The organism is Streptomyces sp. NPDC047117, assembly GCF_040643545.1.
In the GTDB taxonomy this organism is placed as follows: Bacteria; Actinomycetota; Actinomycetes; order Streptomycetales; family Streptomycetaceae; genus Streptomyces.
The window spans coordinates 59,186-84,211 of the sequence record NZ_JBEYUN010000009.1; the positions used below are offsets into that span (position 1 = coordinate 59,186).

The 25,026-nt window shown below is 72.7% G+C and carries 21 protein-coding genes and 1 riboswitch; of the genes, 7 read left to right on the forward strand and 14 right to left on the reverse strand.

Annotated features, from left to right (window positions below; all coding sequences use genetic code 11):
- Positions 1–4 precede the first annotated feature (4 nt).
- Together thiE and thiM are read right to left on the reverse strand one after the other, a co-directional pair.
- Complete coding sequence (thiE, locus tag ABZ840_RS18940; RefSeq protein ID WP_361561054.1) at positions 5–691, reverse strand: thiamine phosphate synthase; 687 nt, start codon at positions 689–691, stop codon at positions 5–7.
- Positions 688–1,524, reverse strand: coding sequence for a hydroxyethylthiazole kinase (thiM, locus tag ABZ840_RS18945; protein ID WP_361561056.1), 837 nt, complete (start codon positions 1,522–1,524; stop codon positions 688–690). The genes thiE and thiM overlap by 4 nt, the downstream gene beginning before the upstream one ends.
- A 3-nt stretch (positions 1,525–1,527) precedes the next feature.
- A riboswitch (TPP riboswitch) is annotated at positions 1,528–1,623 on the reverse strand.
- A 59-nt stretch (positions 1,624–1,682) separates the two neighbouring features.
- Between thiM and ABZ840_RS18950 the strand changes: the two genes are divergently transcribed.
- The 3 genes from ABZ840_RS18950 to ABZ840_RS18960 all read left to right on the forward strand — a co-directional run bounded on the left by ABZ840_RS18950 (position 1,683) and on the right by ABZ840_RS18960 (position 6,405).
- Positions 1,683–3,056, forward strand: coding sequence for a cytosine permease (locus ABZ840_RS18950; RefSeq protein ID WP_361561058.1), 1,374 nt, complete (start codon positions 1,683–1,685; stop codon positions 3,054–3,056).
- Between the two features lie 201 nt (positions 3,057–3,257).
- Positions 3,258–5,498, forward strand: a complete 2,241-nt coding sequence (locus ABZ840_RS18955) for a helicase (protein ID WP_361561428.1) — start codon at positions 3,258–3,260, stop codon at positions 5,496–5,498.
- 133 nt (positions 5,499–5,631) lie between these two features.
- Positions 5,632–6,405, forward strand: a complete 774-nt coding sequence (locus ABZ840_RS18960; RefSeq protein ID WP_361561060.1) for an IclR family transcriptional regulator — start codon at positions 5,632–5,634, stop codon at positions 6,403–6,405.
- Positions 6,406–6,444: 39 nt separating this feature from the next.
- Here ABZ840_RS18960 and ABZ840_RS18965 read toward each other — a convergent pair whose 3' ends face one another.
- Positions 6,445–7,893: a pyridoxal-dependent decarboxylase gene (locus ABZ840_RS18965; RefSeq protein ID WP_361561062.1), complete on the reverse strand. Its 1,449-nt coding sequence runs from the start codon at positions 7,891–7,893 to the stop codon at positions 6,445–6,447.
- Between the two features lie 66 nt (positions 7,894–7,959).
- Complete coding sequence (locus tag ABZ840_RS18970; protein WP_361561064.1) at positions 7,960–8,739, reverse strand: FCD domain-containing protein; 780 nt, start codon at positions 8,737–8,739, stop codon at positions 7,960–7,962.
- 180 nt (positions 8,740–8,919) lie between these two features.
- Between ABZ840_RS18970 and ABZ840_RS18975 the strand changes: the two genes are divergently transcribed.
- Positions 8,920–10,209, forward strand: a complete 1,290-nt coding sequence (locus ABZ840_RS18975; RefSeq protein WP_361561066.1) for an MFS transporter — start codon at positions 8,920–8,922, stop codon at positions 10,207–10,209.
- 15 nt (positions 10,210–10,224) lie between these two features.
- On the opposite strand, the gene ABZ840_RS18980 is transcribed toward ABZ840_RS18975, so the two are convergent.
- On the reverse strand, positions 10,225–10,449 hold the full coding sequence (locus ABZ840_RS18980) for a DUF397 domain-containing protein (protein ID WP_361561068.1): 225 nt from the start codon (positions 10,447–10,449) through the stop codon (positions 10,225–10,227).
- Complete coding sequence (locus ABZ840_RS18985) at positions 10,446–11,261, reverse strand: helix-turn-helix transcriptional regulator (protein WP_361561070.1); 816 nt, start codon at positions 11,259–11,261, stop codon at positions 10,446–10,448. Before ABZ840_RS18985 ends, ABZ840_RS18980 begins: the two co-directional genes overlap by 4 nt.
- Positions 11,262–11,419: 158 nt before the next feature.
- Between ABZ840_RS18985 and ABZ840_RS18990 the strand changes: the two genes are divergently transcribed.
- A complete protein-coding gene (locus ABZ840_RS18990) occupies positions 11,420–11,860 on the forward strand; it encodes an ATP-binding protein (RefSeq protein WP_361561072.1) in 441 nt (146 codons plus the stop codon).
- Here the strand turns inward: ABZ840_RS18990 and ABZ840_RS18995 are convergent.
- The 7 genes from ABZ840_RS18995 to ABZ840_RS19025 form a co-directional block, all read right to left on the reverse strand.
- On the reverse strand, positions 11,853–12,695 hold the full coding sequence (locus ABZ840_RS18995) for an SDR family oxidoreductase (RefSeq protein WP_361561074.1): 843 nt from the start codon (positions 12,693–12,695) through the stop codon (positions 11,853–11,855). The two genes, ABZ840_RS18990 and ABZ840_RS18995, sit on opposite strands and share 8 nt — an antisense overlap.
- A complete protein-coding gene (locus tag ABZ840_RS19000; protein WP_361561076.1) occupies positions 12,692–14,359 on the reverse strand; it encodes an FAD-binding dehydrogenase in 1,668 nt (555 codons plus the stop codon). Before ABZ840_RS19000 ends, ABZ840_RS18995 begins: the two co-directional genes overlap by 4 nt.
- Complete coding sequence (locus ABZ840_RS19005) at positions 14,352–15,002, reverse strand: TetR/AcrR family transcriptional regulator (protein ID WP_361561078.1); 651 nt, start codon at positions 15,000–15,002, stop codon at positions 14,352–14,354. The genes ABZ840_RS19000 and ABZ840_RS19005 overlap by 8 nt, the downstream gene beginning before the upstream one ends.
- A gap of 181 nt (positions 15,003–15,183) precedes the next feature.
- Entirely contained in the window at positions 15,184–16,101 is a 918-nt protein-coding gene (locus tag ABZ840_RS19010) for a hypothetical protein (protein WP_361561080.1), read from the reverse strand.
- Entirely contained in the window at positions 16,101–17,426 is a 1,326-nt protein-coding gene (locus tag ABZ840_RS19015; RefSeq protein ID WP_361561082.1) for a VWA domain-containing protein, read from the reverse strand. Before ABZ840_RS19015 ends, ABZ840_RS19010 begins: the two co-directional genes overlap by 1 nt.
- A gap of 53 nt (positions 17,427–17,479) precedes the next feature.
- Positions 17,480–19,402 (reverse strand): M64 family metallopeptidase, encoded by a 1,923-nt coding sequence (locus ABZ840_RS19020; RefSeq protein ID WP_361561084.1) that lies wholly within the window; start codon positions 19,400–19,402, stop codon positions 17,480–17,482.
- Between the two features lie 130 nt (positions 19,403–19,532).
- Positions 19,533–21,017, reverse strand: coding sequence for an APC family permease (locus tag ABZ840_RS19025; RefSeq protein ID WP_361561086.1), 1,485 nt, complete (start codon positions 21,015–21,017; stop codon positions 19,533–19,535).
- Positions 21,018–21,198: 181 nt separating this feature from the next.
- Between ABZ840_RS19025 and ABZ840_RS19030 the strand changes: the two genes are divergently transcribed.
- Both ABZ840_RS19030 and ABZ840_RS19035 read left to right on the forward strand, forming a co-directional pair.
- On the forward strand, positions 21,199–21,831 hold the full coding sequence (locus ABZ840_RS19030; protein WP_361561088.1) for a TetR/AcrR family transcriptional regulator: 633 nt from the start codon (positions 21,199–21,201) through the stop codon (positions 21,829–21,831).
- Positions 21,832–22,013: 182 nt separating this feature from the next.
- Entirely contained in the window at positions 22,014–23,978 is a 1,965-nt protein-coding gene (locus ABZ840_RS19035) for an FAD-dependent oxidoreductase (RefSeq protein WP_361561090.1), read from the forward strand.
- Between the two features lie 21 nt (positions 23,979–23,999).
- Here ABZ840_RS19035 and ABZ840_RS19040 read toward each other — a convergent pair whose 3' ends face one another.
- The gene (locus tag ABZ840_RS19040) at positions 24,000–24,920 is read right to left on the reverse strand and encodes a cyclase family protein (RefSeq protein WP_361561092.1); all 921 of its coding nucleotides are present in this window, start codon (positions 24,918–24,920) and stop codon (positions 24,000–24,002) included.
- Positions 24,921–25,026 lie beyond the last annotated feature (106 nt).

Genomic DNA, 25,026 nt, shown 5'->3' on the forward strand with positions numbered 1-25,026 from the left:
GCCGTCAGGCCGTACCGGACCAGGCCTTCGCGTACGCGCGCGCCGCGGTCCGCGGCTCGGGGGCGGCGCAGATGCCCGAGACGATCGCCCCGCCCGCCGCGCCCGCGGCCCGCAGCAGCGGCATGTCCGCCACTGTCACCCCGCCGATCGCCACCGCCGGGAGCGGGGTGGGCAGCGCCAGCCGGCCGAAGCCCTCGACGCCCAGCTCCGGCGGCGCGTCCGCCTTGGTACGGGTCGCGTGCAGCGCGCCGATGCCGACGTAGTCGACCCGGGCCGGCTCCTTCGCCGCGGCCCGCAGTTGCTCCTCCGTCGCGGCGCTCAGCCCGATCACCGCGTCCGGCCCGACGAGCGAGCGGACGGCGGCCACCGGCAGGTCGGACTGGCCGACATGGACCCCGGTCACCCGCGCCCCGGCCGCACGTGCCGCGAGGTACACGTCCACCCGGTCGTTGACGAACAGCGCGACCCGCTCCGGCAGCACCGCGGCGATCCGCACCACCGTCTCCAGGAAGTCCCGCGCGTCGGTGTCCTTCTCGCGCACCTGCACGGCGGTGACGCCGCCCGCCACGGCCTCGGCGACCGTGCCCGGTACGTCCCGGCCGCACGCCGCGGCCTGCGCCGCGTCGGTGACCAGGTACACGGAGAGGTCCGGGGGTGTGCCCGGAGTGCCGTCCGGGGGAGTGCTGTTCACGCCCACGAGATCGCCGCCCGCTTGCCGAGCGTGTCCTCGTCCAGGCCGTACAGCGCATCCAGGAAAGCGGCCGCGAAGCTGCCGGGTCCGGCGCTGCGCTCCGCCGCGATCTCGGCGGCCACGGTGTAGACCGCCACGGCGGCGGTCGCGGCGGCGAGCCGGTCGGTCTGCGCCGCGCCCTGCGGCGTGGTCGGCGGCGCGAACGCCGCGAGTACCGCGCCCAGCGCGCAGCCGCCGCCGGTCACCCGCGTCAGCAGCGGGTCCCCGTTGGCGACGCGTACGGCCCGCTCGCCGTCGGTGAGCAGGTCGACGGGGCCGGAGACCGCGACCACGGCACCCGTGGCGCGGGCCAGCTCACCCGCGGCGGCGGCCGCCGACTCGACCTCGTCGGTGGCGTCCACGCCGCGCCCGCCGCCGCCCGTCCCGGCGACCGCGATGATCTCCGAGGCGTTGCCGCGGATGACGGCCGGACCCTGGGCGACGAGTTCGCGCGCCAGCGCGGTCCGCACGGGCAGCGAGCCGACCGCGACCGGGTCCAGCACCCAGGGCGTGCCCGCCGCGGCCGCTCCGGCGACCGCCTCGGTCATGGCCGCGCGCTGCTCGGCGTGCGGGGTGCCCAGGTTGACCAGCACTCCGGAGGCGGCGCCGGCGAACGGGCCGGCCTCCTCGGGGATGTCCACCATCGCCGGGGCCGCGCCCAGTGCGAGCAGGGCGTTCGCCGTGAAGTTGGCGACCACCTGGTTGGTGAGGCACTGGACCAGTGGTGTTTCATGGCGTACGCGGTTGAGGGCCTGCCGGGTGAAGGCGAGCAGGTCGTCGGCCGGACGCGTCATAGGGGCATTCCTCCGTGACATCCCTTCGCTGGTGCGATCCAGATCAGGTTCGACGGGTGTGATCTCAGCCCTTGAGATGGGGCACCCCGTGTCTCGTGTGCCTCACCATGCTACCCGCACCCCGTTCCCGATCGGGAACCCCGACCTCTGGAATCCCCATGACCATCGAGAGGCCCGTCTTCGACGGGCGCATGCCCGCCGGCGCCGGCGACCTGTCCGTCGAACAGCACGGCATCGGCCCGGTGCCCGAGAGCAACCGCTACGGCCGGCCCGGCCGCCTCTTCACCGTGTGGTTCGCGCCCAACCTCACCATGACCGGCGTGTTCACCGGCACCGTCGGCATCGGCCTCGGGCTCGACTTCTGGACGGCGTTCGCCGCGATGGCGCTCGGCACGCTGCTCGGCGCCGCCCCGTCCGCGTACCTCGGCACGTGGGGGAGTCTCACCGGTGCCGGTCAACTCCCGCTCTCCCGGCTGGCGTTCGGCCGCGGTGTCGTGCTGCCCGGCGTCCTTCAGTGGCTGTCCTCCATCGCCTGGGACGCGCTGATCGGACTGTTCGGCGGGGACGCGCTGGCCCGGCTGGTGGGCTGGCCGTTCTGGCTGGGCGCGCTGACGGTGCTGCTGCTCCAGGGTGTCGTCGGCGTCCTCGGGTACGAGGCCATCCACCGCCTCCAGACCGTGATGACCTTCGTGCTGGGCGCGGCCTTCCTCGCCCTCAGCGTCAAGCTCCTGAACGGTGTTCCGCTGCCGTCGGCCGCCACCGCGCACGGCGCCGACCGGGCCGGCGCGTTCCTGCTGACCACCACCGTCGCGCTGAGCCTGGCGATCTCCTGGGCGCCGTACGCCTCGGACTTCAGCCGGTACCTGCCGCGCTCGGCGTCCCGGCAGCGGATGTTCTGGTACACGCTGCTCGGCATGGCCGCCGCGTACCTCTGGGTGCAGACGCTGGGCCTGTGGGCCGCGGGCCTGTTCACCGACCAGACGGCGGCGGGCGTGCACGAACTGCTCGGCGGCGGGGCGCTCGGCGCCTTCGGGCTGCTGGCCATCGCCGCGTCCGCGGTGTGCAGCAACGCCATGAACGACTACAGCGGTTCGCTGGCACTGCAGACGGCGGGCGTGCGCATTCCCCGGCCGCTCGCCGCGGCAATTGCCGCCGTGCTCGGTTTCCTGCTCGTGCTGTGGATGCACGCCGCCGACACCACCGCCCGTTTCCAGAACGTGCTGCTCTTCGTCGGCTACTGGATTCCCGGTTTCATCGGCGTCGTCGTGGTCGACTGGCTCGCCCGCGCGAGGGCACGCGGCGGCCGGCCCGTCGAGGTGCACGAGGAATTCGCCCGTCCGCAGCCGTGGTGGCCGGCGGCGCTCGCCTTCGTCGGTGCGTTCGCCGTCGCGGTGCCCTTCATGAACACCTCGCTGTACGTCGGGCCGGTCGCCGAGGCGCTGCACGGCGCGGACCTGGCGTACTACGTGGCCTTCGTCGTCTCCGTGGTGGTCTACGCGCCGCTTCGGCTGCGCCGCGCACGCCGCGACTGACCGCTTCCGGACACAACAAACCCCGGTCGCATTGGCGGCCGGGGTGGACTTCCGCGTATATTGGGAGATTCGCATGCCAAGAAAGAAATCAGGCAGGGCGAAGCTAACTGGAGTCATCTTAACCAGGCGGGAGTCGAATTGTCAATCCAGGTGCCGGGCGGGGAATCGGGCGTGGGGCCGGACCGGGCCGCCGACGAGGAGATGCGCCGCGAGCAGGAATTCATCGACATGCTCTACGAGCGCCTCGGCGAGCTGCGCGCCGGGGCGGGCGCCGCGGTCCAGGGCGCCCTCGCGGTCGCCGACGCCGGCACGATGCAGGCGCGGCTGGAGCGTGACGTCACCGTCGCCGAGCAGGCCGGCGTGCTCGCCGCCCTCGACGCGGGCGAGCACGGCCTGTGCTTCGGCCGGCTCTCCTTCCGCGACGGCAGCGACCACCACATCGGCCGGATCGGCATCCGGCGCGACGACGCCGAGCACACGCCGCTGGTCATCGACTGGCGCGCCGACGTCGCGCGCCCCTTCTACCTCGCCACCGGCCACACCCCGATGGGGCTGCGCCGCCGGCGCCACCTCTCCACTGAGGGCCGCCGCGTCACCGCCCTGCACGACGAGCTGATGGACCTCGCCGACACGGTGCGCACCGGCCACGAGGGCACCGACGCCGACACCGTGCTGCTCGCGGCGCTGGACGCGGCCCGCACCGGCCGCATGCACGACATCGTGCAGACCATCCAGGCCGAGCAGGACCGCATCATCCGCGCCACGCACCGCGGCGTCATGGTCGTCGAGGGCGGCCCCGGCACCGGCAAGACCGTCGTCGCCCTGCACCGCGCCGCGTACCTGCTCTACGCGCACCGCGAGGTGCTCGCCCGGCGCGCGGTCCTCATCGTCGGCCCCAACCCGGCGTTCCTCGGCTACATCGGCGAGGTGCTGCCCGCGCTCGGCGAGACCGGCGTGCTGCTCGCCTCGCCCGGCGAACTCTTCCCCGGCGTCGCGGCCACCGGCACCGACGCGCCCCGGGCCGCCGCGGTCAAGGGCGGTGCCGCGATGGCCGACGCACTGGCCGCGTACGTACGCGACCGGCAGCGGCTGCCCGAGCCGGACACGATCGTCCCGCACGAGGACGGCGATCTGCTGCTGGACGCGGACATCGTCCTGGAGGCCCGGCACCAGGCGCGCGAGACCAAGCTGCCGCACAACCTCGCACGCGCGCACTTCGCCTTCCGCATCATCGACGCGCTGACCGCCCAGCTCGCCGACCGGCTCGGCGCCGACCCGTACGGCGGCCCCAACTTCCTCGGGCCCGACGACATCGCCCAGCTCGGCAAGGCCATCGTGGCCAGCGGCGAGGTGCACGCCGCCATCGCCGACCTCTGGCCCGTCCTCACCCCGCAGGAGTTGGTCGCCGACTTCCTCGCCGACCCGGTGCACCTCCCCGAGGCCGACGCGGCCGCGATCCGGCGCGAGGGAGGGGAGTGGACCCCGGCCGACATCCCCCTCCTCGACGAGGCCGCCGAGCTGCTCGGCGACGACGACTCGGCCGCGCAGGCCGCCGCCGAGGCCGAGCGCCAGGAGCGCATCGCCTACGCACAGGGCGTGATCGACCTCGCGTACGCCTCACGGACGCACGAGTTCGAGGGCAAGGACGACGAGGATTCGGAGGTACTGGGCGTCCAGGACCTCATCGACGCCGAGTTGCTCGCCGACCGGCAGGAGGAGGCCGACCACCGCACCGCGGCCGAGCGCGCCGCCGCCGACCGCACCTGGGCCTTCGGCCACATCATCGTCGACGAGGCGCAGGAGCTGTCCGCCATGATGTGGCGGCTGCTGATGCGCCGCTGCCCGACCCGCTCGATGACGCTGGTCGGCGACCCGGCGCAGACCGCCGAGCCCGGCAGCTGCGGCACATGGGAGGCCATCCTCACGCCGTACGTCGGCGACCGCTGGGAGCACGTGCGCCTCGGCGTCAACTACCGCACCCCCGCCGAGATCATGGAGGTCGCGGCGGCGGCGCTCCGGGCCGCGTACGCCGGTACGCCGACGGCCGCGGCCTTCGAACCGCCGCGCTCGGTCCGCTCCACCGGCGTACCGCCCTGGTCCCACCGCACCGACGACCTGCCGCGCGCGGTCGCCGAGGCGGTCGCCCGGGAGACCGGCAGCGAGGGCCGGCTCGCGGTCATCGCCCAGCGCCACCACCACGAAGCGCTGCTGGCCGCCGTGCCCACCGCGTCGGCGGGCGCGGCCCCCGACCTCACCAGCCCGGTCGTGCTGCTGGACCCGCGGCAGGCCAAGGGGCTGGAGTTCGACACGGTGCTCGTGGCGGAGCCGGCCGAGTTCGGCGTGAGCGACCTCTACGTCGCTCTCACCCGCGCCACGCAGCGGCTGGGCGTGGTCCACACGCAGCCGCTCCCGGCGGGGCTGGAGGGGCTGGCGGCGCACTGAGCACGGCGGCCGGGCGGCAGTGCTGTCACGGCCGTCGACAGCCGAACCCTCATCGCCCTACCCTGTGTTCGTCATTCCGGCCGTTGACCGGAATGACGAACACAGTCGGCGCGGCGGAGGGTGGGTGAGCGGCATGGGACGACTGGTCCCTGCGGTGACCCGGGCACTGGACATACTCGAACTGTTCCTGGAGGCGGAGGGTCCGCAGTCGGCCCCGGACGTGGTCCGGAAGCTGCAACTGCCGCGTACCACCGTGCACGAGCTGCTCACCACGCTGGCGGCCCGCTCGTACCTCGTTCCCGTACCCGACCAGCCGGGCCGCTACCGCCTCGGGGTCCGCGCGTACCAGCTCGGCAGCCGGTACGCGGAACAGCTCGACCTCGCGGCCGAGGGGCAGCGGGTGGCCCGCGAGGTGGCCGCCACCTGCGACGAGACCGTGCACGTCGCCATCCTGGAGGGCGCCGACGTCATCTACATCGCCAAGGTGGACTCCACGCACGCCGTCCGCATGGTCTCCGCCGCGGGCCGCCGGCTGCCCGCGCACTGCACGGCGGTGGGCAAGATGCTCCTCGCCTCGCTGCCGGACGCGGAGCTGGACGCCCGCATCGAGGGCCGCGAGCTGGTCGCCCTGACGCCCGGCAGCATCACCGATCCGGCCGCGCTGCGCGCCGAGCTCGCCGCCGTCCGGGACCGCGGTACCGCCACCGAGCACCGCGAGTCCAACCCGGATGTCTCCTGCGTCGCGGCCCCGGTGCGCGACAGCACCGGCCGGGTCGTCGCGGCCCTCTCCATCTCCGTCCCGATGATCCGCTGGACCGACTCCAGCGAGACCGACCTGGCGGAGCTGGCCACCAAGGGCGCCCGCGACCTGTCCACGAGTCTGGGCCACCGGGGCGCCTGGCGGTGACCGGACCCCTGGGCTGACGATGCGTCAGCCACTTTCTCGTCAGCCGTCGGACAGCAGCGAGCCGAGGATGCGGTCGACGGTCTCCTCGGTGATGCCGGGGTGGAGGAAGGCGAGGCGTACGACGGTCTCGCCCTCCCACACGGTCGGTGTGACGAACGCCGTGCCGGCGGCCAGCAGCCGCTTGGACCAGGCGTAGTAGTCGCGCGGCTGCCAGCCGGCGCGGCGTATCAGGACGACGGACAGCTCGGGCTCCCGGAGGAGTTCGAGGCCGTCGGTGCGCTCGGCGAGCCGCGCGGTGTGTCGGGCGAGCCGGAGTCCGCGGGCGACCGCGTCCCGGTACGCGTCCGTGCCGTGCACGGCGAGGGAGAACCACAGCGGCAGGCCGCGCGGCCGCCGGGTGAGGTGGTACGCGTAATCGCTCGGGTTCCATTCCAGGTCGTCCGCGCCGGCGCCGTCCCCGTGGATGGCGTCGAGGTACGAGGCGTCCTGGGTGTGGACGGCCTTGGCCGGGCGTGGGTCCCGGTAGAGCAGCGCCCCGCAGTCGAATGGCGCGAACATCCACTTGTGCGGGTCGACGACGAGCGAGTCGGCGTGCTCGATACCGGCCATACGGGCCCGGAGTTCGGGTACGAAGAGGCCGCCGCCCCCGTACGCGGCGTCGACGTGGAACCACAGGCCGCGGGTGCGGGCCTGCGCGGCGACGCCCGCCAGGTCGTCGACGATGCCGGCGTTGGTGGTGCCGGCGGTGGCGACGACGGCGACGACGGGCGCGTCGCCGTCCCGCTCGGCGGCGTCCAGGGCCGTGCGTACGGCCTCGCCGGTGAGCCGGTGGTCCTCGGTCGGCACGATAAGGCTGTCGATGCCGAGGATGCGCAGGGTATTGCCGACGGAGGAGTGCACCTGGTCGCTGACGGCGATGCGGACGGGCGCGTGCCCGGTGAGCCCGAGCCGGTGCCGGCCCGTGTCGCGGGCGACGACGAGCGCGGAGAGGTTGCCGGCCGAGCCGCCGCTGACGAAGCAGCCGCCGGCGCTCTCGGGGAGGCCCGCGAGGTCCGCGAAGAGCCGCAGCACCTGGTTCTCGGCGGCGATGGCGCCGGACGCCTCCAGCCACGACACACCGTGCAGCGACGACCCCGAGACGACCATGTCGAAGAGGGCCGCGGCCTTGGTGGGGGCGCCGGGGATGAAGGCGAGGAAGGCCGGGTGGTCGCAGGAGATGACGGCGGGCTCGATGTCCTCGGCGTACGTACGCAGCACGTCGGCAGCCGGGCGCGGCGCCGTACCGATCGCGCCCTTGAGGGCGACGTCCAGCTCGGCGGGGTCGCCGGTGCGGCCGAGCGGCGGCTCGGGCAGGGCGATGCGGTGGCGGAGGTGGTCCATCACCTGACGGGTGAGGTCCTCGTCGTAGGTGTGCAGGGGGTACCTCCTGGGGCGTGCAGGTGGGAGCCGCTCGGGGTGCGGGACCGGGATCTGGAGTTTGGGTCCCATCGGACCCAATTCGGAGAGTAGGCGAGCCCGGGAGCGGTGGTCAAGACGGTTCGGGCGCCCCGGACGTCAGCCGCGGCCCTCGAAGTGGTCCAGCAGCCGCACGAACTGCTGGTAGGAGTCCGCCAAGTGGTCCCGCATCCGCTGCTCCGCCGCCGCCCCGTCACCGGCGAGCACGGCGAGCGCGATGCCTTCGTGCTCATCACGGAAGACGCAGCTCAGGTCGGCCTCCGCGCCGTACACCACATGCCAGTCGGCACGCAGCCACAGTGCGTTGCCGCCCACGAACATCTCGGCGCGCGCTCTCGCCACCGCCTCGTGCAGCACCTCGTTGCCGCCGGCCGCCGCCACGGCGAGGTGGAACCGGCTGTCCACCCGGTGGTACGCACTGATGTCGACGGCCGCGCCGGCCGTCCCGATCCCGGCGTCCAGGAGCTTCACCAGCTCCCGGCGGGCCGGGGTGGAGCCGCGCTCCGCTGCGAGCCGGGCCGCGAGCGGCTCGACGGCGCCCCGGTACTCCATGTAGTCCCGCAGCGTCGCCCGGATGTCGGCGGCCACCGCGGCCTGCGCGCCCGTGCCGGCGGTGCCCACGGGGGCCGCCTCCGCCACGCGCGTACCGCCGTTGCGGCCGAGCGTCGTCACGACCAGGCCTTCGTCGGCCAGCTGCCGCAGGGCCTGCCGCACGGTGTTGCGCCCCGCGCCGAACGCCGCCGCCAGCTCACGCTCGGTCGGCAGCCGGTCGCCGGGCTCGAAGCCGCCCAGCGCGATCCGCTTGCGCAGCGCCTCGGCGACGACGTCGCGCGACGCGGACCGCCGCGCGCCGTCCTGCTCCGCGTCCGTACCGCTCATCGGTGACTCCCCGTGGGTGAAGGGTTCTGCTCAGCCCGCTGCGGGACTTTCCTCGGACCCTATTGACAGCCTTCGGGGCCGACCTTACCGTCCACTGAACCTTCATTCGGGTCTCTCTGGACCCATTCTCTTTCCCGTTCTCATGCAGCGTGGCCGGACCCCTTCCAGAAGGAGCAAGGAATGACGAGCACAGCCGCACCGCCCCGCCGCGCCAATCCCTGGAAGGTCGCCGGCGCCTCGCTCATCGGTACCAGCGTGGAGTGGTACGACTTCGGCATCTACGCGACCGCGTCGGCGCTGGTCTTCCCCCGCCTCTTCTTCCCGGAGGCGGGCCCGGCCCTCGGCACGCTGCTCTCGTTCACCACCCTCTTCGTCGGCTCGCTCGGCCGCCCGCTCGGCGCGATCGTCTTCGGGCACATCGGCGACCGGTACGGCCGCAAGAAGGCGCTGATCTGGTCGATGCTGCTCATGGGGCTGGCCACCATCGCCGTGGGCCTGCTGCCCGGCTACGCCACGATCGGCGTCGCGGCCCCCGTACTCCTCGTCCTGATACGCATGACGCAGTCGCTCGCCGTCGGCGGTGAGTGGGGCGGCGCGGTCCTCTTCGCCGTCGAACACGCCCCGCCCCGGCGCCGCGCCTTCTTCGGCTCCTTCCCCCAAGTCGGGGACGGCGTCGGCTACTTCCTCTCCACCGGCGTGTTCTCGCTGGTCGCCCTCCTCGGCCACGACGCCCTGGTGGCCTGGGCGTGGCGCATCCCCTTCCTCCTCTCCGCCGTCCTCGTCCTCGTCGGCCTCGTCATCCGCTCCTCGATCGAGGAGTCACCCGAGTTCGAAGCGGCGCGGGCGGCGGAGAAGGACGAGGCGAAGCAAGCGGCGCCGGTGGTCGGCGTGGTACGCGACGCCTGGCGCACCTGGCTGCTGGCGACCGGCGCCTTCCTGATCACCGTCGGCGGCTACTACGTGGTCGTCACCTTCATGTCGACGTACGCCGTCGGACAGCTCGGCTTCTCCGAGTCGGAGGCGGCGGGCGCCGGCACGGCCGCCTCCGTCGTCGTCATCGTCTGCACCCCACTGGCCGCCCTGGCCGCCGACCGCTTCGGCATGCGCCGAGTGACGCTGGCCGGGATCCTCCTCCATCTACTCATCGCCTTCCCGATGTTCTGGCTCGCCGACACCCGTACGGTCGGCGGCCTGTGGGCGGCGATGTGCCTCCCGATGCTGGCCAGCACGGTCGCGTACGCGTCGATCGGCACGCTCCTGTCGGGCTGGTTCGCACCCCGCGTCCGCTACACGGGCCTCTCGATGAGCTTCCAACTGGCGGGCCTGATAGGCAGCGCGGCCCCGTCCGCAGCGACGTGGCTCTTCTCCACGACGGGCAACTCCTGGACCCCGGTAGCCCTGGCCTTCGCCACGATGGCGGCCCTCAGCGCAGCGTGCCTGATGCTCCACCGCCCACCGCGCAGCGCGTAGTAGCCGCCACGCGCCTCACCGAATTCCTGCCCCCGTACCGTCGACAAGCACGGTGACCGCCCCGAGGAACGCGGCCCATGCCTCCGGCCCGACGGCAATCCGCGCCCGGTGGATGTCTTTGGAGTCGCGTATGAGGACGGCGTCCTGCCCGACCGCGACCTCCACGCAGTCCGAGCCGTGCTCGTTTCCGCTGTAGCTGCTCCTGGTCCACTTGCCCCCGGCAACGAGCTTGGTGGTCATGTTTCTCCCAGCAGTCCGTCGATGAAGGCCAACGACTCCCGTGGGCTGAGAGCCTGGGCCCGGATGATCCCATACTGCATTTCCAGCGACTGCACTTCCGCCGGGTCGGAGATCAGGAACGAGCTGTACCCCAGTGTGGTACCGCCCCGAAGCTTGAAGAGTCGGAACGGGCCTTCCAGGCCCGCATGGTCGTCCCGGTCCGTCGGCATGATCTGAATCTCGACGTTCCGGAACTGCCCGACTTCCAACAGGCGTTCGAGTTGCCGCCGCTGCACCATTCTGCCCCCGATGGGACGCCGAAGCGTCACCTCCTCCTGTACGAAACTCAAGCCGGGCACGGTTCTGGAAGGGGCGATGATCTCTTGCCGTGCCATACGTGCGGCGACATTGCCCTCGACGATGTCGTCGGGATGCGCCGGGCGGCGCATCCCGAACAGCGTCCGTGCGTACTCCTCGGTCTGCAGCAGTGCGGCCACCGTGTGGTTGGCGTACGCCCCCAACTCGACCGACTCGGCTTCCAGCTTCGCCAAATCTCGAGCCTTCTTCGGGTAGCGGGCTGTCTCCACGTCCTTCTTCAGGCCGGAGATCAGGCCGTCCGCCGTCAGGGCCCCGTCCGCCGCGTCCAGGAACTCCGGTTTCGGGACGCGGCGGCCGCGTTCGACCGCGGAGACCTGTTCCTCGCTGTAGCCGATGGCGGCGCCCAGTTCCGCCTGGCGGAGGCCCGCTCGCTCGCGGCACGACTTGATGACTCTGCCGACCGTGCGCAGTACCGCCGCCGTTTCGTCGTCGTCGTTTTCCCGGCCGACGTCCATGTGAGCCCCCTCCGGGCCGTCCCGCCCGTACCCAACGCCGCGGCGCACGCAGCGTCACGGGGCGCCGCCCGTACAAGCCCGGACGGCAGCCGGACAGCGACCGCGCGTACGGCCGACCTGGGTATTCAGCCTACGCACAACTGACCACGCTGAGTGACATGAACGAGCAGACCGGTCACCCGGCTTTCCGTATCCAGCTCTCCGCCACGCCGCGCGGCGCACGCCTCGCCCGCCGACTCGCGGTGGCACAACTGGCCGACTGGGGCCGGCCGTACGGCAGCGCGGTATCGGACGCCGCGGCCCACCTCGTGGCGGAGCTGGCGGCCAACGCCGTACGGCACGGCCGCGTCCGGGGCCGGGACTTCCGGCTCGGGCTCACCCTCCTCGATCACGGTCGAGTGCTCCGTATCGAGGTGACCGATCCGCGTCCCGAGCGGTTGCCCACCGTCGGGTGCTACGCGTCTGACGGGGAGTCGGGGCGCGGGATGCTGCTGGTCGAGGCGTTGGCCGAGCGTTGGGGGACGGACACGGCCAGCGAGCCGTGTACGAAGACCGTGTGGTGCGAGGTCGCGTGTCCGTCCCCGGCGCGGCTCACTTGAGGCCGTGTTTGCGGGACACCAGGGACTCGGCGCGGCGGCGGGAGATCAGGCGGCGGAGGGTGAAGACGAGGGGGGCGTTGCTGCCTACCGCGTAGAGGGGTTTCGGGCGAGGTGCCTCGATGGCCTTGAGGATCGTGGCCGCCACCGTGGCCGCGCTGATGCCGGTCGCCTCGTTGCGGTCCAGGCGGGCGGAGACGGTGCCGAAGGCTTCGGCGTAGGGGGAGTCGTCGGCGAGGTAGCGGGTGCGGCGCTCGCTGATGCCTGTGTTGATGGAGCCGGGTTCCACGGTGGTCAACCAGACGTCGTAGGGGGAGAGTTCGCGGCGGGAGGCGGTGGCGAAGGCCTTCACCGCCGCCTTTGACGCGACGTACGAGGAGCGGAAGGCGAGCGGGAAGCTGGCCAGCATGGAGCCGACCATGACGACCCGGCCGCGGCGCCGCTCCCGCATGCCCGGCAGCAGCAGTTGCGTCAGCCGTACCGCGCCGAAGACGTTGAGCTGGAAGAGGCGTTCCAGGGCGTCCATCGGCAGTTCTTCGAGGGGCGCCAGCTGGCTTTCGCCCGCGTTGTTGACGAGGACGTCCACCTCGCCCGCCGCTGCGGCGCACGCCTCGATGCTCGCCGGGTCGGTGAGGTCGAGGGCGAGGTACTCGGCGCCGGGGAGGCGGTCGGCCTCGGGAATCCTTTCGGGGCTGCGGCTGGTGGCGAGCACCCGGTAGCCGCGGGCCAGCAGCGCCCGGCAGACCGCTTGGCCGATGCCGGAGGAGGCCCCGGTGACCAGTGCCGTACGACGCTCGTCGGGTGCTCGGCGCGACTCCCGCGCCGCCCCGCCCGTCATGCCAGCTCCTTCGCCAGCGCCCGGCCCGCCGCGCGGCCGGAGAAGATGCAGCCGCCGAGGAACGTGCCCTCCAGCGCGTTGTAGCCGTGCAGCCCGCCGCCGCCGAACCCGGCCACCTCGCCCGCCGCGTACAGGCCCGGGAAGGGGGTGCCGTCGGGGCGTACGACCTGCGCGTCGAGCGTGGTCTCCAGGCCGCCGAGGGTCTTGCGGGTGAGCAGGTTCAGCCGTACGGCGATCAGCGGGCCGTGCGCGGGGTCGAGCAGCCGGTGCGGCTTGGCCACTCGGACGATCTTGTCGGCCAGGTAGGCGCGCGCGTTGCGGACCGCCATCAGCTGCATGTCCTTGGAGTACGCCAGCCCCACCTCGCGGTCGCGGGCCACCACCTCCCGGCGCACCTGGTCGTAGTCCAGCTCCGGCCCGCTGCCCAGCGCGTTCATGCCGGTCACCAGGTCGCGGAGGTTGTCGCGGACGACGAAGTCGGCGCCGTGTTCCATGAACGCGGCGACCGGTCCCGTCGGGCCCTTCTTCGTCCGGCCGAGCGTCATCTTCAGGTCCTTGCCGGTGAAGTCCGGGTTCTGCTCGGAGCCGGAGAGCGCGAACTCCTTCTCGATGATCGACTGGGTGAGGATGAACCAGCTGTGGTCGTGGCCGCCGGCCCGGATGTGCCGCAGCGTGGCCAGCGTGTCGAAGCCCGGGAAGAGCGGCGGGGGAAGGCGCTTGCCGGCGGCGTCGAGCCAGAGGGAGGACGGGCCGGGGATGATGCGGATGGCGTGGTCCGGCCAGATCGGGTCCCAGTTCCGGATGCCCTCGACGTAGTGCCACATGCGGTCGCGGTTGACGATGTTGCCGCCCGCGCTCTCGGTGATCTCCAGCATCCGCCCGTCGACATGCGCGGGCACGCCGCAGATCATCCGCTCCGGCGCCGGACCCAGCCGGTCCACCGGCCAGTTCTTGCGCACCAGGTCCGCGTTGCCGCCGATGCCGCCGGAAGTGACGACGACGGCCTGGGCGCGGAGTTCGAAGGAATCGGTTCCGCTACGGGAGGACTTCACCCCGCGCGCCTCGCCCGACGGCTCCAGCACCGTGCCCCGGACGCCGACCGCCGTGCCGTTCTCCACGATCAGCTCGTCGACCTGGTGGCGGTGCTTGAACGTCACCAGCCCGCGGTGCTCCGCCGCCAGCACCGGCTCCCGGAAGACCCGTACGACCTCGGGCCCCGTGCCCCAGGTGAGGTGGAAGCGCGGTACCGAGTTGCCGTGCCCGGAGGCGAGCCCGGAGCCGCGCTCGGCCCAGCCGACGTTCGGCATCAGCCGCAGCCCCAGGTCGTGCAGGTAGGCGCGCTTCTCCCCGGCGGCGAACTGCACATACGCCTGCGCCCACTGGCGCGGCCAGTGGTCCTCGCGCTCGCGGTCGAACCCGGCCGAGCCCAGCCAGTCCTGCAGCGCCAGCTCGTAGGAGTCCTTGATGCCCATCCGGCGCTGCTCGGGGCTGTCCACCAGGAACAGCCCGCCGAGCGACCAGAACGCCTGGCCGCCCAGGTTGGCCGCGCTCTCCTGGTCCACGAGCAGCACCTTGCGCCCGGCCCTGGCCAGCTCGTACGTCGCGACGAGGCCGGCCAGGCCGGCGCCCACGACGATCACATCGGCCTGTTCGCGCTCACTCATGCCGAGCCCCTTCGCTCTGGATGCTGTAGGCGTTCACCACGTGCCGGAACAACTCCTCGCGGCGCCGCCGTACGGCCGCGTCGTCCGGCTCCATCAAGCACTGCACCGCGGTGCCGTCGTGCACGGCGACCAGGGCGTGTCCGAGGCCCGTACGGTCGGTGACCCGCCGTCCGGCCCGGGCCAGCGCGGTCTCGACGAGCGGCAGCAGGGTGTCCTGGACGGCCCGCTCACGGGCGGCCATCACCCGGCGCAGGGAAGGATTGCGCAGCGCGTGCGCCGTGAACTCCGCCGTCACGCGATACCACGCGTCGTCGACCGGAATGACCTCCAGCACGGCGCGCAGCGCCTCGTCCGGGGAGACCGACTCCAGCGTGCCGAGCCGGGCCGAGGCGGTCCGCAGATCGGCCAGCATCGCCCCCGAACGCTGCTCCCACATGGCGAGGAACAGCTCGTCGAGCGAGGTGAAGTTGGAGTAGAAAGCGCCCCGGGTGTACCCGGCCCGCTCGCACACCTGGTCCACGGTGGACCGGCCGAAGCCCTCCTCGGCGAAGACCGTCAGCGCGGCGTCGAGGAGCCGCTGCCGGGTCTGCGCCCGGCGCCGGGTGACGCGCCGCGGCTGGGCGGCTGCCTCTGCCGAAGTCATGACCGGCCCCGCCTTCCGTCGTGCGCCGTTCATCGTGCGCCGTCCGTCGTTCGTCGAGCGCCGTTCGATACGCGAATGTATGGGATGCGTTCGTGTCTCGACAAGGGGCGCGGCGCGGACAGTCGAAGGGGCGGGCCGGGTGGACGTACCACCCGGCCCGCCCCGAGGAGCGCGCCGCAGGTCAGACGGCCGGCGGCAGGTGTGACGGCCGCCCGCGTCCCCGCGTGGCCGCGTACCCCGCGATGCCCGCGAGCGCCGCGAGCACCGCGCCCGCCGCGGTCCACAGCCAGCGCGCCGACCACCAGCCGGACGACCAGCCGCCGTCCGGCTCGGGCCGCGCGGCAGAGCCCTGGACCAGGGGCGCGCCCAGCGATCCGTCCACCGCCTGAGCGCTGCCCGCGTCCGTGGTGGTGGCGGTCACCGCGGTCTCGACCGGCAGACCGGTGTCGGCGGAGGCGGTGCGCACGGCGGTGAGCCGGACGTAGTACGCGCCGGGGAGCGGGTCGTTCGACCAGGGCTCCGCCGCGGCCCGGACCGTCCGCAGGGTGCAGGACAGCTCGACCGTCGCGGCGTCGGTCGCGGCCGTCCTGGTCTGCGTGCCGTACCGGCAGGCCTGCCGGCGGCGCAGCCCGTCGTACACGTCGAGCTGCCAGGTGGAGTCGCCGTGCCGGGCCTCGGCGTCCGGCAGCTTCACCTTCGCGTCCACCCTGGCGCCCTGCTCCGCGTCGGCCGGGAACTGCCAGTAGAGGTAGTCACCGGTGGACGCCGGCGCGGTGGCCTGCTGGCCCGGCCGGATGACCGTGGCGGTACGGAAGGAGGTGCCGGCCTCGGTGGGCGGCGGCGCGTCCTCCGGGTCGGCGGAGGCGGACGCGTCGGACGACGGCGTGCCGGACGACGGGGTGGGGTCCTCGGCCGGCGCCACGGAGGCGGCCGACGCGGGCCCGGCGAGGGCGACCCCGCCCGCGGCCGTCCCGAGAAGCGCCGCACCGGCGAGCAGAGCGGCGGACAGGCGCCGCCGTACAGAAGCTGTGGCGGGGAGACACCGCCGTACAGAAGCTGCGGCGGACAGGCGTGTCCGTACAGAAGCTGCGGCAGACATCAGTGGGTCCTCCAGACGGTGACGCGCCAGCGCGAGATCCAGCCCCACACCAGCCCGGCCAGCAGGCCGATCAGCGTGACGGCGATCAGGAACCACCAGCCGTGGCCGAGGCCCAGGAACGCGGCGTCGGACGCCTCGTCCGGCCCGTCCACGACATCGACGGACAGCTCGACCGGCAGACCCGGGGCGGTCTTGACCGAAGCGGGCGCCGAGAAGGCGTTGCTGACGCGCAGGCAGACGGTCTCGGGGACCGGCTCACCGTCCGCGTCCTCCGCCGCGCTGCCGTCGTCCGCCTTCGGATAGCGCAGACCGGTCGAGAGGACGTCCGTACGGCCGTCACCGGTGGCCTCGCCGCGCACGATCTCCCGGCCGCGCAGCGTCGAGGCGCGCAGCTGGACGCCGTAGTCGTCGTTGACGGCCCGGTCGGCCGCCACGCTCACCGAGGCGCGCAGCTCCTGGCCGGGCCGTACGTCCACCTTGTAGAAGCGGTGCTCGCCGAACTCCTCGCGGTCGGTGTAGAGGCCGGGCTTCAGCTGCGGCGCGCGCTCGCAGCTGTCCGTGCCCTTCGCCGGTTCGGGGGTGAGGGACGGCTCGACCGTCCGGTGCACCAGCTGCTTGACGCGACCGGACAGCTCGTCCTTGTGCTGCACCGAGGTGTACGTACCGCCGGTGGCCTCGGCGATGCAGCTCAGCTGGGTACGCGTCTTGGCGTCCGGCACCAGGCCGAGCGTGTCGACGGTCAGGTGGATGCCCTTGGCCGCGAGTTCGCGCGCCACCTCGCACGGGTCGAGCGGCTGGCAGGTGTCCTCGCCGTCGCTGATCAGCACGATGCGGCGGGCGCCGTCGCCGCCCTCCAGGTCGTCGGCGGCCTTCAGCAGGGCCGGGCCGATCGGCGTCCAGCCGGTCGGCGTCAGCGTGGCGACCGCGGTCTTGGCCTCGGTGCGGTCCACCGGGCCGACGGGGTACAGCGCGCGGGTGTCCTTGCAGCCCACCTTGCGGTCGTTACCGCGGTACTCGGCACCCAGCGTACGAATGCCGAGCTGCACCTCTTGGGGCACCGCGTCCAGCACCTCGTTGAACGCCTGCTTGGCCGCCGACATACGGGACTGCCCGTCGATGTCGCGGGCCCGCATCGAGCCGCTCACGTCGAGCACCAGGTCGACCTTGGGGGCGTCCTTGGCCGTCTCCGCCGATGTCTCCGACGTCTTCGCCGACGTCTCCGAGGTGGCCGGTCCGTCGGCCGCGGCGGTCGCCGGTGCGAGCCCGCCCGTCAAACTGACCAGCAAGCCGCACACCACGGCCGCCAGTCGCCTTCTTATGATCATCGCCGGATCATAGTGATGTCGGGGCGAACTACCCAACTCGCGGCATGCGGCGCTTACTGAGGCGGCCTCAGGGTGACCCGGAAGCGCTTCGTGGGACCGGTGTTCCCCGCCGCGTCCAGCGCCCGGTACTCGATGGTGTGGGTCCCGTAGTCCGGCGTGGCGTCGTCCCACGGAACGGCCCGCGGCGTGCCGAGCTTTCCGTACACGAGGTCGTCGATGACGGTGCCGCCCGGGGAGAACCGGAACGGTGCGTCCGCGTCCGTCGGCCACCCGAAGTACGTGAACCAGCCGTCCCCGTCCACCCGGAACTGCGTCACCACGTAACCGCCGTGGTCGTCCTTCCCGGTGAGTCTCATCGTGAAGGGACCGTCGTACACGTACTCCACGGGCCGGCCCGGACGCTGCACCGTCCGCAGCGGCTCGGACAGGGCGTACGAGACGGTCGCCGGGGTCGCGTCGACAGTCCACGTCAGACGGGTGGCGGGGGAGGGGCGGGCGCCGGCCACGCGGGCGGTGACGGTGTGGTCGCCGGGCCGCAGCCGGAGCGCGCCCAGGTCCAGGTCACGGTCGTTGCCGCGGTTCGCCACGGGGCGGCCGTCCACCGCCCACGAGACCCGCACCGCGCCGCGTACGGGGTGCGTGGTGTCGGCGTACAGCACGGAGGACGCGCCCACGGGGGCGTCGGTGGCGGTGTGCCCGGTGAACTCCGCCGCGACGGGCGCCGGATCCGTGGTCACGGACGGGTCGACGGTCCAGGTGACCGTACGGGTCAGCGCCGCCGAGGCGCGCACGGCCGGATCGCGCACGAAGGGCGTCGGGTCGGTGACGGTGGCCGTGAGGCGGCGCGGCCGCTCGCCGGAAGGGACGTACCGGCGCAGGTCCACCGTGCGCAGCCCGGCCGTCCCGGGGAGCGGCCGGCCGTCCAGCCGCCAGGTCACGTCCAGCTCGCCACCCGTGGGGTGCAGCGTGTCGACCCACACGGAGCGGTCGGCGCCCATGGGCGCGCCGTTCGGGGTGTGGCCCTGCACCAGGTTCACCTTGGACGCGATGGCGCGTGTCATGACCTCGCGCTCCACCTGGTCGAAGGGGTAGCCGAGGGTCTTCATCATCGAATGCGCGCTCGGCCGCCAGACCCCCTTCGTGCTGTACATGCCGCCCTCGTAACGCCCGATCCGGCCGCCGGACTCGCTCTCCTCACCCAGCCAGCGCCACCACTTCTTGCGCTGCTCCCGCATCTGCCGCGCGCTCAGCACGGTGTGGTGCGCCGAGTCCGGCTCGCCCTCCGCGTACCGGCCGCCGGGAACGCCGCGCTGGTAGTAGTCGTACTCGTCCTGCAGCTTCCCCAGCGAGTGGCCGATCTCGTGCGGCGTGATCAGCGAGGACAGCGAGTTGCCGCCGGAGGCGGTGGCGTACGTGCCGCCCGCGCCGCCGTAGGTGTCACTGTGCGCCAGCCCCACGATCTGCCGGTTCCCGGCCGAGGTGCCGGCCACCAGATCGGCCGCCGCCCTGGCCTTCCCGTCGTCCATCGTGATCAGCCGCTGCACGCTCTGCGCGTCGCACCCGCCCCAGAACCCCATGTCCAGCGCCGTGTTCCGGCGCGGCGCTCCGAGCCCCGGATCGCAGTCGACACCGGACTCGGCGGACGGCGTCTCCACCGCCCAGACATTGATGTACGAGCGGTAGGAGGCGAACGGCTCGGTGCTCCACAGCACGTTGAGGTGCTTCTCGACGTTCGCCCGGAACTCCGGCATCTCGTCCGCGGTGTAGCCGTCACCGAGAAAAACCAGGTTGAAACGCCTCTCCGCGGGGCCGGTCGACTGCATCGGCAGCACCTTCGCGCCGCTGCTCCCGGTGCTGGCGTCCTGTTGCCGCGCGGCCGCCGGCGCCGTCCCCAGCACGGACGCCCCGCACAGCAGCCCCGCCGCCGCGAACAGCCCGATGGCGGTCCGGCCCCTGCGCCCAGCCCTCGCGGTCATGACGACGCCCTCCTCGGGGTGCGGTCTCGGTGCGGTATCCGTGTACGAGGCTCTCCGCGTACGGTGGCGGAGCGTACGGGCGTGAGCAACAGGTCGTAAAGAGGCGGAAGTTGGCCACGGGGCTGTCGCGCTACACGTGGCTTCTGCCGGCGGGACCGTCCGCACTGCTCGACGGCACCTGTGTCGGATCCTGCTCCGAATCCGGCTCTGTCTCCGGTTCCGGCAACGCCGGTGTCTCGATGCGCCAGGCGATGCGCTCCTTGTCCTGGACGACGCGGCGGTGCACGTACAGCACGACCGACAGCAACAGGATTCCCACCGCGATGAGGGTGTCCTTCGGACCGCCCTGCCCGGCCAGCGACGGATGCGTGACCCCCACGGCGACCACCACGACATCGATGACCAGCACCGCCCAGGCGATCGGTATCCAGATCCGGCCGCGGCGGATCGGGCGGGGCCAGTCCGGCCGGTCCTTGCGCAGCAGCAGGAACGCGGAGACGGCCAGCACCACCGCGACCAGATAGCCGAAGTTGCTGGCGATCAGGATGCTCAGCGGCTCTCCGAGGAGCAGCAGGATCGCGCTGTTCAGTACGGCGTCGAGGGTGAGCGCCCGGCCCGGCACGCCCCAGCGGTTCAGGTGGTCCAGCTGCCGTACGGTCATCCGCTCGCGGGCCAGCCCGTACAGCGCGCGGCCGCCGTCCGCCGTGGTGGACACCATCCCGAGGAACATCGAGGCGACCAGGATGAGCACGCCGAGCGAGGAGAAGCCGCCGAGCGCCTGCTCGAAGGCGAGGGCGAACGCGCCGACGGGATCCTCGCGGATCGCGTCCTCGCCGACCGAGCCGACCATCGCGAGGGGCACGACGAAGAAGAGGACGAGGGAGAGGAGCGAGGTGGCGCGCAGCGCCTTGGCGGTGTCGCGCACCGTGTCCTTGTACTCGGGGGCGAACGAGGCGCAGATCTCGGTGCCGTACGTGGTCCACGCGGTCACGTAGAACCACACGATCAGCGTCAGCCAGCTGTCGCCGTGGTACCAGGTGAGGCGGGAAACGTGCCAGCTGTGGCCGTTGAGGAAGGGAGCCGCCACGACCACGACGAGACCGCACAGCACGATCCCGCTGGTGATCTTCGAGGCGCGGGCGGTGAGCCGGGCGCCGAAGTAGTTGCATGCCCAGGCGGCGAAGACGGCCGCCACGCCGATCAGTTCGGCCGCGCCGACGGCATGGCCGCCCGGCAGGGCGACCTCGGGCGCGTCGGGGAACCACTGGGCGGTGACCAGCGCGCCGATCGCCGCCGCGTTCACCGCGATGCTGAACGACCAGCCGATCCAGTAGCCGTACGCGGCGATGGCGCCGAGCGGCGCGAAGTAGCGCTTCCAGCCCTCCGCCGCGTACCGGCTGACGCCGCCGGACTTGCCGGGGAACATCGCCGCGGTCTCGGCGAACAGCATGTTCTGCAGCAGCCCGATCACCGCGCCGCCGACCCAGAGCGCGATGGCGGTCCACGCGCCGATCGCGCCGATGCCGTAACCCACGGTCAGGAGCAGGCCGTTGGGGATCACCAGGGCGATCGCGAAGCCGTCGCGCCAGGTGAGGGACTTGCGCAGGTGCGTCATGAACTGCCGCCCGTCTCTAGGAGGAAATCAGGCCCTTGCAGGAACTCGGCTCGGACGCGTGTCCGTTGAGCGGGCGTGCCAAAAATGTGTTCGCCGTCACAATAATTGGGTATTATTGGAAGACAAGAGGCCGGACGAAAATGCCGGCAAGGCGTGGGTGTGAAGGGGCGGGGTGGGCGGCATGGCCGAGCGGGGAGTGCCGGAGCGGACCGGGACGGTGCCGGCCGGGCCGGACGTCCAGCGGGAACGGATACTGCGGGCGGCGGCCCTCGCCCTCGCGGAGCACGGCTTCGACGCCGCCCGGCTGCGCGACGTCGCCAACTCCGCCGGAGTCTCCATAGGGTCGATACAGCATCACTTCGAGACCCGGGACCTGCTCTTCCGGCACGCCTTCGAGTGGTCGATAAGCGAGCTGACCGGCCGCTGGCGCTGCGCGGCCCTCGGCGAGCTCGGCCCCTGGCGCCGGTTCGAGCTGCTGGTGCAGGAGCTGACCGGCGACCCGGACCTGGCCCGGCGCTGCACGACGTGGACCGAGTTCTGCGCGAGCGCCGCCCGCCACGAGGAACTGCGGGACGGGATACGCCGGGTGCACGACGAGTGGCGCGCCCTGGTCTCCGGCATTCTCGCCGCGGGCGTGGAGACCGGCGAGTTCGCTCCCGTCGTGCCGCAGGAGACAGCGGTCGGCGCGGTGATGGCGGTGGTCGACGGCTGCGACATGGCGATCGCCGCGGACGGCGGCATGACCCCGGAACGCTACGCCGAAGTACTCCTCGCCACGGGCCGAGCGGTCTTCGGGGTGCGGGACGGCGTGTGAGGGGAGGGGCGAGCGGCGGCCGGCCGACTGGCCGAGAGCGGCTGGCCATTGACCGGACGCCGGCTAAGCGGCGCCGGCTGACCGGTACCGACTGATCGTCTGGCAGAGCAGGGGGCGGGGAGGGGGGCCCCGGTGCAGCGGGGGAGCGACTCAAGGTGGTTCCGGTGGAGGGAGGGGTTTTGGTGAGTGGTGAGGCGTTTCCGTTTCTGTTCCGGTCGTTGCGGGTCGGGGGGATCACGCTGAAGAACCGCATCGTGTCCTCGGGGCACGACACGGTGCTCGTGCGGGACGGGCGGGTGACCGACGACCTCGTGGCGTACCACGAGGCGCGGGCCGCGGGTGGGGTCGGCCTCATCGTCGTGCAGGTAGCTGGGGTGCACGAGTCGGCGCGGTACACCACCCACGTCCTCATGGCGACGGAGGATGTCTGCATCGAGGGGTACCGGCGCCTCGCCGACGCAGTACACCGGCACGGCGCGCGGACCGTCGGCCAGATCTTCCACCCCGGGCGGGAGATCCTGGAGTCGCGGGACGGCTCGGCGCCGGTCGCCTGGGCGCCGTCGGCGACGCCGAGCGAGCGGTTCCACGTGATGCCGAGGGCCATGACGGTGGCGGAGATCCACGAGGTGGTCCAGGGGTACGGTGCCGCCGCACGGCGGCTGCGGGACGCGGGCATGGACGGCGTGGAGATCGTGGCCAGCCATGGCTACCTGCCGGCCCAGTTCCTGAACCCTCAGGTCAATCACCGTACCGACGACTACGGCGGCAGCGACGAGAAGCGGCTGCGGTTCCTGCGCGAGATCATCGCGTCGGTACGGGATGCGGCGGGCCGGGACTTCACCGTCGGGCTGCGGATCTCCGGCGACGAGCTGAGCCACGACGGGCTGTCCTCCGCGCTGGTCGTGGACGTGGCGACGCGGCTGGACGAGGACGGCCTGCTGGACTACGTCAGCGTGTGCGCCGGCAGCTCCGCCACCCTCTCCGGCGCGCTGCACATCGCACCGCCCATGTCCCAGCCCGCGGGCTACACGGCACCGCTGGCCGCCAAGGTACGGGCGGCGGTACGCGTCCCGGTCATGGTCGCGGGCCGGATCAACCAGCCGCAGGAGGCCGACCGGATCATCGAACGGGGGCAGGCCGACGCCTGTGCCATGACCCGCGCGCTGATCTGCGATCCGGAGATGCCGGAGAAGGCGGGCGCCGGGCGCGCGGAGGACATCCGGGCCTGCATCGGCTGCAACCAGGCCTGCATCGGCCACTTCCAGCGGGGCTACGCCATCTCCTGCATCCAGCATCCGGAGACCGGCCGGGAACGGACCTTCGGCGTGCTGCCGTCGATCACGCGCCGGAAGCGGGTACTGATCGCGGGTGGCGGCCCCGCGGGGCTGAAGGCGGCGGCGGTCGCGGCGGCCCGCGGGCACGACGTCACGCTGCACGAGGCGGCGCGCCGGACCGGCGGCCAGGTGCTGCTGGCGGAACGGCTGCCCGGGCGCGCCGAGTTCGGCGGCGCGATCACGAACCTGGAGCGGGAGGCGCGGCAGGCCGGTGCCCGTATCGTCACCGGGTCGCGGGTCGACGGTGAGCTGCTGCGCGCCGAGCGGCCCGACGCGGTGATCGTGGCGACGGGCGCGCGGCCCCGCCGGCCGGAGCTGGAGCTGGTGGACGAGCCGGTGGTGCTGGACGCCTGGGACGTCGTACGGGGCGCCGGGGTGCCGCGCGGCCGGGTGGTGGTGGCCGACTGGCGCGGCGACTGGATCGGACTCGGCGTGGCCGTCCAGCTCGCAGGGCAGGGCCGGAAGGTGACGCTGTGCGTCACCGGGTTCGGCGCGGGCGAGCACCTGCAGCAGTACGTGCGCGGCGCGATGCTCGGCGAGGCGGTGCGGGCCGGGGTCCGGGTGGTGCCGAACGTCCGGCTGTACGGCGCGGACAGCGACACGGTGTACCTCCAGCACACCCTCACCGAGGAGCCGGTGCTGCTCGAAGGGGTGGGCTCGGTGGTGCTCGCGCAGGGGCACGAGCCCGTGCCCGGCCCCGACGTACCGGCCGATCCGGCGCCGGGGAGCCTGATATCCATCGGCGACTGCGTGTCGCCGCGCACGGTCGAGGAGGCGGTACTGGAAGGGCTGCGGGCGGCGGCGGAGCTGTAACGCCGCCCTCCCTCCGACGGGTTACTTGATGGCGAGGGGGTTGAGCGGGGAGCCGACGGCGCCGGTGAACTTCAGGGGCGGGGCGGTGAAGAAGAACGCGTACTCCCCGTCCGCGGCACAGTCGGCGGCGAGCTCGTCGAGGTCGAACATCTCGCCGATGGTCATTCCCATGTCGCGGAGGAGCACCAGGTGCAGCGGGAGCGTCAGCCCTTCCTGCTGCGCGGGCAGCACCTCCAGCGCCCAGTTGTCGGCCGCGACCGCCGCCACGTCCCGTGCGTGCAGCCAGCGCGCGCACTCCAGGGACAGCCCCGGCTCGGCGTCCATGAACCGCTCCCGGTCGCCGTCGGCCGCGAACACGGACCACCAGCCGGTGCGTACCAGCAGGACGTCCCCCGCGCCGACGGTCACGCCCTGCTCGGCGCAGGCCGCGTCCAGGTCGTCCGGGGTGATCGCCTCTCCGGCGGTGAGGCGGTCGACGCCCTTCAGCCGGGCGACGTCGAGCAGTACGCTACGGCCGGCGATGCCCTTGGCCTGGTGCTGGATCGCGTTGCGGGAGGCGCCGAGGGCGGTGACGTGTGCGGCGGCCGGGAAGCCGTTGTAGAGGTGATCGTCGTAGAACATGTGCGACAGCGCGTCCCACTGCGTGCCGGACTGGAGCGGCATCACCACCCAGTCGTCCGCGCCCCGTCCGCCGCCGGGCAGCTCCCGCTCCTGGCCGGTGCGGGACATGAAGCGGCGCGGGTTGGACCGGAAGCGGCCGGTCTGCGGGCCGTCGGCGTCCAGCGGGATGCCGAGGTCGAAGACCTTGCCGGTCCGGATCGCCCCGGCCGCGGCGACGACCTTCTCGGGGGTGATCAGGTTCGTGGTGCCGCGCTGGTCCTCCGCGCCCCAGCGGCCCCAGTTGCGCAGCTCGGCGCCGAGTGCGCGCATGGCATCGGTCATCGGAGACGTTCCTCGCTCGAACTCGAGTTAATAAGGTGTACTAACCATCTTTAACGAACCGGTTCCGTCACTGTCAAAGCCGCGTCACTGTCACAGCCGGGCGATA

Coding starts and splice junctions, on each gene's coding strand:
- thiM (WP_361561056.1), bottom strand. CDS start 1,524: ATGACGCGTCCGGCCGACGACCTGCTCGCCTTCACCCGGCAGGCCCTC.
- ABZ840_RS19025 (WP_361561086.1), bottom strand. CDS start 21,017: ATGACGCACCTGCGCAAGTCCCTCACCTGGCGCGACGGCTTCGCGATC.
- ABZ840_RS19000 (WP_361561076.1), bottom strand. CDS start 14,359: ATGAGTGAGCGCGAACAGGCCGATGTGATCGTCGTGGGCGCCGGCCTG.
- ABZ840_RS18950 (WP_361561058.1), top strand. CDS start 1,683: ATGACCATCGAGAGGCCCGTCTTCGACGGGCGCATGCCCGCCGGCGCC.
- ABZ840_RS18965 (WP_361561062.1), bottom strand. CDS start 7,893: ATGGGACCCAAACTCCAGATCCCGGTCCCGCACCCCGAGCGGCTCCCA.
- ABZ840_RS19020 (WP_361561084.1), bottom strand. CDS start 19,402: ATGACCGCGAGGGCTGGGCGCAGGGGCCGGACCGCCATCGGGCTGTTC.
- ABZ840_RS19030 (WP_361561088.1), top strand. CDS start 21,199: ATGGCCGAGCGGGGAGTGCCGGAGCGGACCGGGACGGTGCCGGCCGGG.
- ABZ840_RS18975 (WP_361561066.1), top strand. CDS start 8,920: ATGACGAGCACAGCCGCACCGCCCCGCCGCGCCAATCCCTGGAAGGTC.
- ABZ840_RS18985 (WP_361561070.1), bottom strand. CDS start 11,261: ATGGACGTCGGCCGGGAAAACGACGACGACGAAACGGCGGCGGTACTG.
- ABZ840_RS19005 (WP_361561078.1), bottom strand. CDS start 15,002: ATGACTTCGGCAGAGGCAGCCGCCCAGCCGCGGCGCGTCACCCGGCGC.
- ABZ840_RS18995 (WP_361561074.1), bottom strand. CDS start 12,695: ATGACGGGCGGGGCGGCGCGGGAGTCGCGCCGAGCACCCGACGAGCGT.
- ABZ840_RS18970 (WP_361561064.1), bottom strand. CDS start 8,739: ATGAGCGGTACGGACGCGGAGCAGGACGGCGCGCGGCGGTCCGCGTCG.
- ABZ840_RS18980 (WP_361561068.1), bottom strand. CDS start 10,449: ATGACCACCAAGCTCGTTGCCGGGGGCAAGTGGACCAGGAGCAGCTAC.
- ABZ840_RS19010 (WP_361561080.1), bottom strand. CDS start 16,101: ATGTCTGCCGCAGCTTCTGTACGGACACGCCTGTCCGCCGCAGCTTCT.
- ABZ840_RS19015 (WP_361561082.1), bottom strand. CDS start 17,426: ATGATCATAAGAAGGCGACTGGCGGCCGTGGTGTGCGGCTTGCTGGTC.
- ABZ840_RS18990 (WP_361561072.1), top strand. CDS start 11,420: ATGAACGAGCAGACCGGTCACCCGGCTTTCCGTATCCAGCTCTCCGCC.
- ABZ840_RS18960 (WP_361561060.1), top strand. CDS start 5,632: ATGGGACGACTGGTCCCTGCGGTGACCCGGGCACTGGACATACTCGAA.
- ABZ840_RS18955 (WP_361561428.1), top strand. CDS start 3,258: ATGCGCCGCGAGCAGGAATTCATCGACATGCTCTACGAGCGCCTCGGC.
- ABZ840_RS19040 (WP_361561092.1), bottom strand. CDS start 24,920: ATGACCGATGCCATGCGCGCACTCGGCGCCGAGCTGCGCAACTGGGGC.